General features: G+C 60.4%; 11 protein-coding genes. 6 read left to right on the top strand and 5 right to left on the bottom strand.

Annotated elements, in window-relative coordinates; all coding sequences use genetic code 11:
• Nucleotides 1-262: 262 nt before the first annotated feature.
• The 5 genes from moaE to M5B98_RS26365 all read right to left on the bottom strand — a co-directional run bounded on the left by moaE (nt 263) and on the right by M5B98_RS26365 (nt 4,403).
• Nucleotides 263-715 (bottom strand): molybdopterin synthase catalytic subunit MoaE, encoded by a 453-nt coding sequence (moaE, locus tag M5B98_RS26385; protein ID WP_085711692.1) that lies wholly within the window; start codon nt 713-715, stop codon nt 263-265.
• A gap of 3 nt (nt 716-718) precedes the next feature.
• Nucleotides 719-961, bottom strand: a complete 243-nt coding sequence (locus tag M5B98_RS26380; protein ID WP_248744435.1) for a MoaD/ThiS family protein — start codon at nt 959-961, stop codon at nt 719-721.
• Nucleotides 958-1,431, bottom strand: a complete 474-nt coding sequence (moaC, locus tag M5B98_RS26375) for a cyclic pyranopterin monophosphate synthase MoaC (protein ID WP_007957321.1) — start codon at nt 1,429-1,431, stop codon at nt 958-960. The genes M5B98_RS26380 and moaC overlap by 4 nt, the downstream gene beginning before the upstream one ends.
• Before the next feature lie 102 nt (nt 1,432-1,533).
• A complete protein-coding gene (locus tag M5B98_RS26370) occupies nt 1,534-2,928 on the bottom strand; it encodes a PhoH family protein (RefSeq protein ID WP_085711694.1) in 1,395 nt (464 codons plus the stop codon).
• Nucleotides 2,929-3,278: 350 nt separating this feature from the next.
• Nucleotides 3,279-4,403: a polysaccharide deacetylase family protein gene (locus M5B98_RS26365; RefSeq protein ID WP_248744434.1), complete on the bottom strand. Its 1,125-nt coding sequence runs from the start codon at nt 4,401-4,403 to the stop codon at nt 3,279-3,281.
• Between the two features lie 139 nt (nt 4,404-4,542).
• On the opposite strand from M5B98_RS26365, the gene yaaA reads away from it, so the two are divergent.
• The 6 genes from yaaA (at nt 4,543) to M5B98_RS26335 (ending at nt 13,113) form a co-directional block, all read left to right on the top strand.
• Nucleotides 4,543-5,322 carry a peroxide stress protein YaaA gene (gene yaaA, locus M5B98_RS26360; RefSeq protein WP_248738249.1) on the top strand — a complete coding sequence of 260 codons (780 nt, stop codon included), beginning with the start codon at nt 4,543-4,545 and terminating at the stop codon, nt 5,320-5,322.
• A gap of 810 nt (nt 5,323-6,132) precedes the next feature.
• Nucleotides 6,133-7,449 carry a nucleotide sugar dehydrogenase gene (locus M5B98_RS26355; RefSeq protein WP_085711697.1) on the top strand — a complete coding sequence of 439 codons (1,317 nt, stop codon included), beginning with the start codon at nt 6,133-6,135 and terminating at the stop codon, nt 7,447-7,449.
• An 83-nt stretch (nt 7,450-7,532) separates the two neighbouring features.
• A complete protein-coding gene (gene alg8, locus M5B98_RS26350) occupies nt 7,533-9,014 on the top strand; it encodes a mannuronan synthase (RefSeq protein WP_162803455.1) in 1,482 nt (493 codons plus the stop codon).
• 35 nt (nt 9,015-9,049) lie between these two features.
• Entirely contained in the window at nt 9,050-10,219 is a 1,170-nt protein-coding gene (locus M5B98_RS26345) for an alginate biosynthesis protein Alg44 (protein WP_119429974.1), read from the top strand.
• 9 nt (nt 10,220-10,228) lie between these two features.
• A complete protein-coding gene (algK, locus tag M5B98_RS26340) occupies nt 10,229-11,635 on the top strand; it encodes an alginate biosynthesis TPR repeat lipoprotein AlgK (RefSeq protein ID WP_248744433.1) in 1,407 nt (468 codons plus the stop codon).
• On the top strand, nt 11,632-13,113 hold the full coding sequence (locus M5B98_RS26335; RefSeq protein ID WP_248744432.1) for an alginate export family protein: 1,482 nt from the start codon (nt 11,632-11,634) through the stop codon (nt 13,111-13,113). Before algK ends, M5B98_RS26335 begins: the two co-directional genes overlap by 4 nt.
• The last annotated feature ends 9 nt before the right edge of the window (nt 13,114-13,122 follow it).

Here is a 13,122-nt window from a genome sequence, read left to right as displayed (position 1 = left end):
GTTGTTGTTGGTTTGGCAAGACAGAAGAAAGAGCTGAAACGGGAAACGCTTTATTTGTACTTGTAAATCCATACTGGACTTTTACGTACAAGCCGTCAATTGGGCGAGATAGAACATTTCCGGCCGATGGTCGGGGAGGCAAATCTCAGGGAATGGGTGATTCGGATGGCCTCTTCGCGAGCAAGCTCGCTCCCACAAAGATCATCGCAATCCTGTGGGAGCGAGCTTGCTCGCGAAGAGTGACGCCAGGCCGACAGAGGCGTTACTGCTTCCAGCGATCCGCCGCCGCATGATCGCTGTCGCGACCCTCGACCCAGCGCGGACCGTCGCTGGTGTTCTCTTTCTTCCAGAACGGCGCGCGGGTTTTCAGGTAATCCATGACGAAGGCGCAGGCGTCGAATGCCGCCTGACGATGGGCGCTGGCGGCGCCGACGAACACGATCGGTTCGCCCGGCTCCAGCGCGCCGATGCGGTGCAGCACTTCCAGCTTCAACAGCGGCCAGCGCTGTTCGGCCTCGACGGCGATCTTGCCCAAGGCCTTTTCGGTCATGCCCGGATAGTGTTCGAGGAACATTCCGGCGACATCGAGGCCGTCATTGAAGTCGCGCACGTAGCCGACAAAACTCACCACCGCGCCGACGCCGACATTGGCCGCGTGCATCGCGTTGACTTCAGCGCCGGGATCGAACGCCGTGGACTGCACACGAATCGCCATGTTTCAGCCTCCGGTCACGGTGGGGAAAAACGCCACTTCGTCGCCATCGATCACTGGTTCGTCGAGCTGGCACAGGTCTTCGTTGCGCGCGCACATGAGGTTCTGTTCGCTCAGTACCTCGGCGCCGTCACGCTTGGCGAGCAATGCACGCACGTCTTCGACCGTCGCAAAATCGCCCTCTACCTTCACCGAATCCATGCCCAGCGCCTCACGGTAACGGGCAAAAAACTTCACGGTCAGGTTCATGGCTGCTCCGCCTGGAAATGCCCGCTCTTGCCGCCGACTTTCTCCAGCAGGCGCACACTTTCGATGGTCATGCCGCGATCTACGGCCTTGCACATGTCATAGATCGTCAGCGCGGCGACGCTGGCGGCGGTCAGCGCTTCCATTTCGACGCCGGTCTGCCCGGACAGCTTGCAACGAGCCACGATGCGCACGGCGTCGTCGCCTTCGGCGCTAAGCTCGACTTTGACGCCGGTGAGCATCAGCGGATGGCAAAGGGGAATCAGGTCACTGGTTTTCTTCGCCGCCTGAATGCCGGCGATGCGCGCCACGGCGAACACGTCGCCCTTGGGATGGCCGCCGCTGACGATCATCTGCAGAGTGTCGGGCAGCATGCGCACCAGCGCTTGGGCCGTCGCCTCGCGGAACGTCACGGCTTTTTCGGTGACGTCGACCATGTTGGCGCGACCTTGGGAATCGAGATGAGTCAGCACGGGATTACTCCTGATCAGGAGCGCCGATTGTAAACCCGAGGGTCAGAATTGCGCACACAAAAAACCGGGCGACTTTGCAGTCGCCCGGTTCCATTTGGCGGGTTACAGATGCGATTCGGCGTATTCGGCCAGAATCGAGCGAGGCACCCCTTGCAGCGTGATGTGTACGCCGTTGGGGAAGTCTTTGAAGCGTTCGGTCAGGTAGGTCAGCCCGGAACTGGTCGCGGACAGGTAAGGGGTATCGATCTGTGCCAGGTTGCCCAGACACACCACTTTGGAACCGGCGCCGGCCCGGGTGATGATGGTTTTCATCTGGTGCGGCGTGAGGTTCTGGCATTCGTCGATCAGGATCAGGCTCTGCTGGAAGCTGCGACCGCGAATGTAGTTGAGCGATTTGAACTGCAACGGCACTTTGCTGAGGATGTAGTCGACGCTGCCATGGGTGTTTTCGTCATCCATGTGCAAGGCTTCGAGGTTGTCGGTGATGGCGCCCAGCCAGGGCTCCATTTTTTCCGCTTCGGTGCCGGGCAGGAAGCCGATTTCCTGATCCAGGCCCTGCACGCTACGGGTGGCGATGATGCGGCGATAACGCTTGCTGACCATGGTCTGCTCGATCGCAGCGGCCAGCGCCAGGATGGTCTTGCCGGAACCGGCGGCGCCGGACAGGTTGACCAGGTGAATGTCCGGGTCGAGCAAGGCGTACAGCGCCAGGCTCTGATAGATGTCACGGGGCTTGAGGCCCCAGGCTTCCTGATGCAGCAGCGGCTCCTGGTGCAGATCCAGAATCAGCAGACGGTCCTCTTCAATCTCCTTGATCCAGCCGACGAAGCCCTGCTCATCGATGATGAACTCGTTGATGTGCACGGCCGGCAGGTTGTCGATCAGTTGCACCTGGTGCCAGGTGCGGCCATGGTCCTGACGGGTTTCGACCTTGCTCACGCGGTCCCAGAAGGAGCCGGTCATGTTGTGGTAGCCGTTGGGCAACAGGGACACGTCATCAACCAGCTGGTCGGTGCTGTAGTCCTCGGCGTCGATCCCGCAGGCCCGCGCCTTGAGGCGCATGTTGATGTCTTTGGTGACCAGCACCACCGGTTTCTTCGGATCGCGGGTGTGCAGATCGATCAACTGGTTGATGATTTTGTTGTCGTTCAGGTGCTCGGGCAGAATCAGGTTCGACTCCGCCTGTTTGCTCATCAGAATTGACAGCAACCCTTTAGGCCCGCCCTTTCCGCGCTGGATCGGCACCCCTTGCTCGACGTCTTCGGGCGAGGCATCGCCCAACGTCTTGTCGATCAGCCGGATGGCCTGGCGGCATTCGGCGGCCACGCTGTGATGCCCGCTCTTGAGCTTGTCCAGCTCTTCAAGCACGGTCATCGGGATCGCGACGTGGTGTTCTTCGAAATTCAGCAGGGCGTTTGGATCGTGAATCAGTACGTTGGTATCGAGTACATAAAGGATTGGCTGGTTGGAGGAAGGGCTACGTCCGTGATCATCCATACTCGGTCACCTTTGTGGGAGCCATTCGACGCAATACCTGGGCGGTGCTGCGCCTCGAAGTGACTGCCGAATCCACCTGCGAAGCTTTTGTTCGGAATAGCAGGTGAATTGCACACAAAATGGGTCTTGGAAGACGCCACCTGTGTTGCAGGTTTCGGCGGTCTGACTTCGTAATACTCCAAAACCCGTGACAGAAAAAAGCACTTTGACGCTTTTTTGAAGTTTATTTTGCAAAGTGACGAAAAGCCCTTGGCGGACCGCCCTGCCCCCGTTAGAGTCGGAAGTCTGCCTGCATCGAATCCTGCAAAAAATTCACCCCAAGCCCAATCTTTCCGGGCTCTTGCCGTTTGTCAGCGAAAAGCGTCCTGACAGTCTTCCCAGCCGATGCCGCTTTGCGCGGTCTGCGTGATCAGCCACGGCAACGCCGTCTTCACCGCATCCTGCTTCATGTTGAAATTGATCACTCCGTGCCGCCACAACAGCATCAGGGTCAGCACCCGCTGTGCGCTCGGATTGCCCTTGAGCTTGCCGGCGCCGTCTTGGGCATCGATGTCCCACAGCGCCACTTGCAGGCCCTGATTGCGCAAGAAACTGCCTGCATCGCTGCGGCGCTGCCCCTCCGGTGGACGGAACAGCGGTACGTAGTTTTCCGGCAGCTTGCTCTTCACCAGATCGCTGCTGCGGCGCACCGAGTCCTGCCAGTCCTGCCAGTGGCTGTGGGAGCGGAATTCCCAGCCCTGCACGCCCACGCAGAGTTTCGAGAATTCCGCTTGCAGGTTGTTCACCGAGCGATCCGCCAGCCGCGCCTGCACATCCTTGCCCAGCAAAAAGAAGGTGCCGCTCAGATTGGATTTGCGCAGGTAGTCGGCGATCCAGTCGGTGTTGTCCGGCTGCAGGTTGGCGGCACTGTCGAAACTCAGCAGGAACAACCGATCGTGCATCTCGTCGCCGTTGCGTTCGTAGTCACCGAAATGATCGACTTCGCTGGTGGTCTGCGGCGACAGCGCCGCCTTGCGCAGCAGTTCATCCAGATACTGCTGATGGAAGATCCGGCTCGGCTCGGCCCACTTGGTGTAATAGCTTTCCTCGCTGACCACGAACTTGGCTGCCTGCTCGCGCAGGGTCGGCAGGTCTTCGACGAGGAAGCAGAAGGAGGCGTCCTGATCGCAGCTCTGCTGGGCGTAGTTGTAGCTGGTCAGCAAACGCTGCCACAGACGCTCGCGCAGGCTGTTGATCGCCTCCAGATTGACTGTGCGCAGCCCCAGACGCTGGGCCAGCGCGGCCTCATCCAGTGCTTCACTGCCCAGCAGGCCCCGGGCGAACATCAGGACTTCCGCCCGGGAGGCGACGTCGAACAGGGTCGGGTTGTCGAGTTTCTCCGGCCAGGTGCTGCGATCAAGCGTGGCAATATCGCCTGGCGCCGCGACAGCCCCGAAGCTCAACAGCCACACGGTGAATAAAAGAACAATGCGCAAAGGGGTGTCTCCATAACAAAACCCGCGCGGCACTATAGCCGATCCGGCTGGAGAACCGCCGATCACCTATGGACCTGATAGCTGGAGTCATCCGCCCCAACCCCCTAGAATCGCCCCCACGATTAAAGGAGACGACTTCATGCTGATGGTGATTTCCCCCGCCAAGACCCTCGATTACGAAACACCGCCGGCGACCCAGCGCTTCACCCAGCCGCAATACCTCGACCATTCCCAGGAGCTGATCCAGCAGTTGCGCGAACTGAGCCCGGCGCAGATCAGCGAACTGATGCACGTTTCCGACAAGATCGGCGGCCTCAATGCTGCACGCTTCGGCAGCTGGACTCCTGCGTTCACCCCGGCCAACGCCAAACAGGCATTGCTGGCCTTCAAGGGTGACGTCTACACCGGGCTCGACGCCCAGAGCTTCAGCGAAGCCGATTTCGATTACGCGCAACAGCACCTGCGCATGCTCTCCGGCCTCTACGGCCTGCTGCGCCCGCTCGACCTGATGCAGCCGTATCGGCTGGAAATGGGCACCAAACTGGCCAACGCCCGGGGCAAGGACTTGTACGCGTTCTGGGGCACCCGAATCAGCGAATGGCTGAACGAAGCGCTGGCCGACCAGGGCGATGACGTGCTGCTGAACCTGGCGTCCAACGAGTACTTCTCGGCGGTCAAGCGCACGGCTCTGAACGCGCGGATCATCAACACCGAGTTCAAGGACCTGAAGAACGGCCAGTACAAGATCATCAGCTTCTACGCCAAAAAGGCTCGTGGCCTGATGAGCCGCTTCGTGATCCAGGAACGCATCAACGATCCGGCGGCCCTCAAACAGTTCGATGTGCAGGGTTATCGCTTCAGCGCCGAGCAATCAAAACCGGACAATCTGGTGTTTCTGCGCGATCACGCACCCGAATAAAGCATGCCCATTGCACGACTCTTTATATAAAGAGTCGTGCACCTCGCACGACGTCAAAAAAACCTCCCTTCTTTTCGCCGATTTCCTGGCGCCATAAAAACATCACCCCCATTTCTATCTTTTCTTTCACTCGACAGTTGTCATTTTTTTCAGTAGTGGCACCCAAATTTTTTCCGGGTAGTGGCACAAAACCATCTAACGCGATTATCTGCCTATTAATAAAGGGCGAAATGGAAAGTGCTATCAATATGAGAGCAGTGCCATCTTTCTCAATATTTCAAAAAATTTCAGATTTCGCGATGAGCGGACAGGAACTATGTCCAAATGCATAGCTCATACCACCGGTAACGATTCTCGCCGAATATGTACGAGATAACTTACGCAGAGATCAAAACCATGTAACCAAGTTGTCACAGCAACTTGCCTGAATGGATAACAACTCTGGACAACTAGCGAAGGACAGGAGATACGCACCATCAATATCCCCTACAAGGCCAAGGCCGCGCCCTTATAAACGTGCTCGCCTGAGCACCCAACCGCCCGGTCTACAGGCCTTCGCCTGACATCGGGCGCGCAATACGAGATTGCACAAGAGTCCTTTTGCCAAAGGATCCGCTGCATAACAGGGCATGTCACAACAATAAGGCCTGGTTGCGCACATCTTGAGTGCACTTATTTAGACACTCGAAACTTAGTATGCCTGCACACGGCATTGTGACGCCTGCAAGTCACACTTTCGAGTGCACTAAGACCGCTGAACACCATTAACTCCGGCCCTCTAACGGCCTGATATATACAGAGGTAATTGCGATGCGCATCAGCATATTTGGTTTGGGTTACGTCGGTGCAGTCTGTGCCGGTTGCCTGTCTGCACGGGGCCATGACGTGGTTGGCGTCGATGTTGCCAAAGACAAGATCGACATGATCAACGCTGGCAAATCCCCCATTGTCGAACCGGGCCTGGGCGAGTTGCTGGCGCAAGGGATCGAGACCGGTCGTCTGCGCGGTACGACCAACTTCGCCGAGGCGATTCGCGACACCGATCTGTCGATGATCTGCGTCGGTACGCCGAGCAAGAAGAACGGCGACCTGGAACTGAACTACATCGAAGCGGTGTGCCGCGAGATCGGTTTTGTCCTGCGTGAAAAATCCACCCGTCACACCATCGTGGTGCGCAGCACCGTGCTGCCGGGCACCGTGGCCAACGTGGTGATCCCTATCCTCGAAGACTGCTCCGGCAAGAAGGCCGGCGTCGATTTCGGCGTGGCGGTCAACCCTGAATTCCTGCGTGAATCCACCGCAATCGCCGACTACGACCTTCCACCGATGACTGTCATCGGCGAGTTCGACAAGGCCTCGGGCGACGTTCTGCAATCGCTGTATGAAGAACTCGACGCACCGATCATCCGCAAGGACATCGCCGTCGCCGAGATGATCAAGTACACCTGCAACGTCTGGCACGCGACCAAAGTGACCTTCGCCAACGAGATCGGCAACATCGCCAAAGCGGTGGGCGTCGATGGCCGTGAAGTGATGGACGTGGTCTGCCAGGACAAGACCCTCAACCTGTCCCAGTACTACATGCGTCCGGGCTTTGCCTTCGGCGGCTCGTGCCTGCCAAAGGACGTACGCGCCCTGACCTACCGCGCCGGTTCCCTGGACGTGGAAGCACCGCTGCTCAACTCGCTGATGCGCAGCAACGAATCGCAAGTGCAGAACGCCTTCGACATCGTTGAAAGCCACGACAAACGCAAAGTCGCCCTGCTCGGCCTGAGCTTCAAGGCCGGCACCGACGACTTGCGCGAAAGCCCGCTGGTGGAACTGGCCGAAATGCTGATCGGCAAGGGTTACGACCTGAGCATCTACGACAGCAACGTCCAGTACGCCCGTGTCCACGGCGCGAACAAGGATTACATCGAGTCGAAGATCCCCCACGTGTCGTCCCTGCTCAATGCGGATTTCGACTCGGTGATCGACAACTCCGACGTGATCATCCTCGGCAACCGCGACGAGAAGTTCCGCTCCCTGGCTCAACAGGCACCGCACGGCAAACAGGTCATCGACCTGGTCGGCTTCATGGCCAAGGCCACCGATGCCGGCACCCGCACCGAAGGGATCTGCTGGTAACGCAGCAGCAAGCCCCGAGCTTCAAGCCGCACGCCGTGAATCGGCGGGCGGCTCGAAGCCCCCATCACCTTCGGATGACGGTCATGTCCAAGCTCAAACATTTTTTCCTGCAATCCGCCGGCTGGCTTTTGTTTCTGAGCCTGCTGATGGGCCTGGCCCTGATGCTGCCCGAGTCCACGTTCGACTCCGAGTCGAAGGACTTCATTTTCCTGATTGGCGCCGTGGGTATCTGGCGCTACTCGATGGGTGCCACGCACTTTGTGCGCGGCATGATTTTTCTCTACATCGTCTACCCGCACCTGCGCCGCAAGGTTCGCAAGCTGGGTAAAGCGGCGGACCCGTCGCATGTGTTTCTGATGGTCACCAGCTTCCGTATCGACGCGTTGACCACCGCGCAGGTTTACAGCTCGGTGATCCGCGAAGCCATCGACTGCGAACTGCCGACCACCGTGGTCTGCTCCATCGTCGAAATGTCCGATGAACTGCTGGTCAAGGCGCTGTGGGCGCGGATGAATCCGCCGGATCGGGTCAAGCTCGACTTCGTGCGCATTCCCGGCACCGGCAAACGCGATGGCCTGGCTTACGGCTTCCGTGCGATCTCCCGTCACCTCCCGGACGACCGCGCCGTGGTGGCCGTGATCGACGGCGACACCGTGCTTGCCGAAGGCGTGGTACGCAAGACCGTGCCGTGGTTCCAGATGTTCGGCAACGTCGGCGGCCTGACCACCAACGAATTCTGTGAAGTGCGCGGCGGCTACATCATGAGCGAGTGGCACAAGCTGCGCTTCGCCCAGCGCCACATCAACATGTGCTCGATGGCCCTGTCCAAGCGCGTGCTGACCATGACCGGCCGGATGTCGGTGTTTCGTGCCTCCGTGGTCACCAATCCGGACTTTATCGCCGACGTCGAAAGCGACTCGCTGCAACACTGGCGCCTGGGCCGTTTCAAGTTCCTGACCGGCGACGACAAGTCGAGCTGGTTCAGCCTGATGCGCCTGGGCTACGACACCTTCTACGTGCCGGACGCGGCGATCAACACCGTTGAACACCCGCCGGAAAAGAGCTTCATCAAGGCCAGCCGCAAACTGATGTTCCGCTGGTACGGCAACAACCTGCGGCAGAACTCGCGAGCCCTGGGCCTGGGTGTGAAACGCCTCGGCGCCTTCACCTCGGTGGTGCTGTTTGACCAGCGCGTGTCGATGTGGACCTCACTGCTGGGCCTTACCGTGGCGATCATCGCCAGCTTCAAATACGGCGGTGCGTTCATCCTCGCGTACCTGCTGTGGATCGGCATCACCCGCCTGATTCTGACGCTGCTGCTGTCGTGCTCCGGTCACCGCATCGGCCCGGCCTACCCGGTGATTCTCTATTACAACCAGATCGTCGGTGCGCTGGTGAAGATCTACGTGTTCTTCCGCCTCGACCAGCAATCCTGGACCCGCCAGCCCACTTCCCTGACCCGTGATCTCGCCAGCTTTCAACGTTGGTTCAACACCTGGTCGTCTCGGACCATGACCTTCTCCGCCGGCAGCATTTTCGTCGCCGTGCTGCTGATGATGGTCTGACCTGCCCCTCTTGAATTAACAAGGAAATCGCCCCCATGAATACCGCCGTCAACGTCAACGTAGTGCATGAATCCGAAGCCCAGCGTCAGCACGCCCGGGTGAAAATCCCGGCCAAGCTGCGGTTCTTCGGCCCTGACCGCACACCGGTCGAAGCGCGGGTCATCGACCTGTCCGCCGGTGGTCTGGCGTTCAACGCCGGGCAACTGCCGCTGACCGTCGGCCAGGTGTACAAGGCGCGCCTGCAATTTGTCATCGACAACCTCGGCATCGCCATGGACGTTGAACTGCAAGTGCGCTCTTACGACCGCCAGACCGGCCGCGCCGGTTGCCAGTTCCAGAACCTCGAACCGCAGGACATTTCCACCCTGCGCCACCTGATCACTTCGCACCTGGCCGGCGACATCGTCAGCATTGGCGAAGTGCTGGCGACCCTGCAGCGCGACAACTTCACCAAGGCACGCAAAACCAAGGACAGTGGCCACGGCATGACTCCATTCGGGCGTCTGAAAGCCGTGACCTTCAGCGCCGGCATCTTCGCGATCGGCCTCGTGGCGGCGGGTTTCGTTTTCAAGTCGGTGTACAGCATGTACTTCGTCAGCCATGCACAGGCCGGTCTGGTCAGCGTGCCGGGGATGAACATCACCATGCCCCGCGACGGCACCGTGCAGAGCCTGGTGAAGTCCGACGGCGTTGCCGCCAAGGGCGCACCGCTGGCGACGTTCAGCACCAGCATGCTCGACGTGCTCAAGGGCCATCTGGATGAAGATCAGCTGCAACCGGCCAAGGTTGAAGAACTGTTCGGCAAGCAGATGACCGGCACCCTCACCTCGCCGTGCGATTGCACCGTGGCCCAGCAACTGGTGGCTGACGGTCAGTACGCGAGCAAGGGCGACGTGATCTTTACCCTGGTACCGCGCAACACCCAGGCCACCGTCGATGCACGTTTCTCCTATCGCCAGTTCGGCGACGTGCGCCCGGGTACACCGGTGAGCTTCCAGATCGCCGGCGAAGACAAGACCCGCACCGGCAAGATCATCAGCAGCACCAGCCTGAAAAGCGCCGACCTGTCCTCCGACATCCGCGTGCAGATCCAGCCGGACGAGCCGCTGGACAGCACCTTCGCCGGCCGCCCGGTGGAAGTGAACAGCGACCGTGGTCCGAACCTGAACTGGCTGATCGACAAAGCCATGGCTGCCGGTCTTTAAGTCGAGGACATGCCCGTGACGAGCCCTATCAGAATCCTGCCGGTCCCGCTGACGCTGGCCATGGCAATCGCTTTGGCCGGTTGCGCCGGCCTGCCCGACCAGCGTCTGGCCAACGAAGCGCTGAAGCGCGGCGACACTGCGACCGCCGCGCAGAACTACCGTGCGCTGGCCGATCTGGGTTACAGCGAAGCTCAGGTTGGTCTCGCCGACATCCAGGTCGACAGCCGCGACCCTGCGCAGATCAAACAGGCCGAGGCGACCTATCGCGCAGCGGCCGATGTGTCGCCGCGTGCCCAGGCCCGACTCGGTCGCTTGCTGGTGGCCAAACCCGGCTCCACCGAAGCCGAGCATCACGAAGCCGAAACCCTGCTGAAGAAAGCCGCTGCCAACGGCGAAGGCAATACGTTGATCCCGCTGGCGATGTTGTACCTGCAATACCCGCACAGTTTCCCGAACATCAACGCCCAGCAGCAGATCGACCAGTGGCGCAAATCCGGTTACCCGGAAGCGGGTCTGGCGCAGGTGCTGCTGTATCGCACCCAGGGCACTTACGACCAGCATCTGGATGAGGTGGAAAAGATCTGCAAGGCCGCACTGCACACCACCGACATCTGCTACGTCGAACTGGCCACGGTCTATCAGAAACGTGCCCAGCCGGACCAGCAAGCCGAGCTGATCAAGCAACTGCAGGCCGGTTACAGCCGTGGCAGCGTCACGGCCCAGCGCGTGGACTCCGTTGCCCGTGTGCTCGCCGATTCGACCCTCGGCAAGACCGACGAAAAAACTGCGCAATCGCTGCTCGAGCCGATCGCACCGGGCTACCCGGCCTCCTGGGTGACGCTGGCGCAACTGCTCTACGACTTCCCGGAACTGGGCGACGTCGACCAGATGATGAAATACCTGGACAACGGCCGCGCCGCCGATCAGCCCCGCGCTGAGCTGTTGCTGGGCAAGCTCTACTACGAAGGCAAACTGGTACCGGCCGACGCGAAAGTCGCCGAGGAACATTTCCAGAAAGCCGTTGGCCGCGAAGTCGCCGCCGACTACTACCTCGGCCAGATCTACCGCCGTGGCTACCTGGGCAAGGTCTATCCGCAGAAGGCCCTCGACCATCTGCTGACCGCTGCGCGCAACGGCCAGAACAGTGCCGACTTCGCCATCGCCCAACTGTTTTCCCAAGGCAAGGGCACCCAGCCCGACCCGCTCAACGCCTACGTGTTCAGCCAGTTGGCCAAGGCCCAGAACACGCCGCAAGCCGATGAACTGGCGACCACCCTCGCGGCGCAATTGCCCCCCGAGCGCCTGGCCGAAGCCCAGCGCCTGTTGCAACAGGAACAGGCCAGCCGTGGCGCCCTGAATCAGAACACGCTGCAACTGCACGCCCTGCAAGAAGAAGACGGCGAGGAAAAATTATGAAGTTGAATCCATTCGTGAAGGCCGGCATTGGCCTTACGTTCGCGCTGATCTGGTCTTGCCCGACACTGGCCGCGATCACTGAAACCAAGAACTTCGGTCTCGAAGTGAAAATCACCGGCCAGTCCGAAGACGACCGTGATCTCGGCACCGCGCCCGGCGGCGACGTCAACGGCGTCGGCCTGGATCTGCGTCCGTGGATCTACGGCGAAAGCGGCGCGTGGAGTGCCTATGCCATGGGCCAGGCCGTGACCTCGACCGACATCATCGAGACCGACACCCTGCAACAGTCTGACGGTGCCGAAACCACCGACAGCGGTGATCGCAAGACCAAGAAAAATTACCTGGCGATGCGCGAGTTCTGGGTCGGCTACAGCGGCCTGACGCCCTACCCCGGCGAGATCCTCAAGTTCGGTCGCCAGCGCCTGCGCAACGACGACGGCCAGTGGCGCGACACCAACATCGAAGCGCTGAACTGGACCTTCGACACCACCCTGCTGCGCGCCAACGCCGGTGTCGCCGAACGCTTCAGCGAATACCGCACCGACCTGAAAGAGCTGGCGCCGAAAGACAAGGATCGCCTGCACGCCTACGCCGATGCGGCGTATCAGTGGACACCGGGCAACTGGGTCGGCATTCGCGGCCATCACACCCACGATAACGGCAAACTCGATAACGCCGAACCGGGCGTGCCCCGCGACACCCTCGACAAAACCCAGAACGGCGACATCAGCTGGCTCGGCCTGACCGCCGACAGCGACGCCTACAACTGGCGCAACACCAACACCGTCAACTACTGGGGCAGCATCACGGGCATGAGCGGCGACCGCGACACGGTCAACCCGCTGAACGCCGATGGCACCCGCCCGGCGCAGGCCAAGCGCAGCGAAGACATCAACGGCTGGGCCACCGACATCGGCGTGCGCCTGCGCCTCGATCCGCAATGGCAAGTCGGTGCGGCCTATGCCCGCGCCAGCGCCGATTACCAACAGAACGGTCTGGAAAGCAACCGCTCCAACTACACCGGTACACGCTCGCGGGTACACCGCTTCGGTGAAGCGTTCCGTGGCGAAATGAACAACATGCAGACCGCCACGCTGTTCGGTTCCTGGATGCTCAACGACCAGTACGACGCCAGCCTGATCTACCACAAGTTCTGGCGCGTGGACGGCAACAAACCGGTGGGCAGCAACGGCATCAACGCGGTGGAAAACAACACCGACGACGTCACCGGCGCAATCCTCTCCAGCACCTCGCTGCCACTGCAGGACGGCAACAAGGATCTGGGCCAGGAAATGGATCTGGTGGTCACCAAGTACTTCAAGCAAGGCCTGCTGCCGGCGGCGTTGAGCCAGTCGATCGACGAGCCTTCGGCGCTGGTGCGCTTCCGTGGCGGCGTGTTCAAGCCGGGTGACGCCTATGGCAGCCAGGTCGATTCGTACATGCACCGCGCGTTCATCGACGTGATCTGGCGCTTCTGATGCAAACCG

Source organism: Pseudomonas sp. MWU12-3088, assembly GCF_023242405.1.
Taxonomy (GTDB): Bacteria; Pseudomonadota; Gammaproteobacteria; order Pseudomonadales; family Pseudomonadaceae; genus Aquipseudomonas; species Aquipseudomonas kribbensis.
Note: the sequence above shows the minus strand (reverse complement) of the source record. Positions and strands in the feature narration are given on the sequence as shown.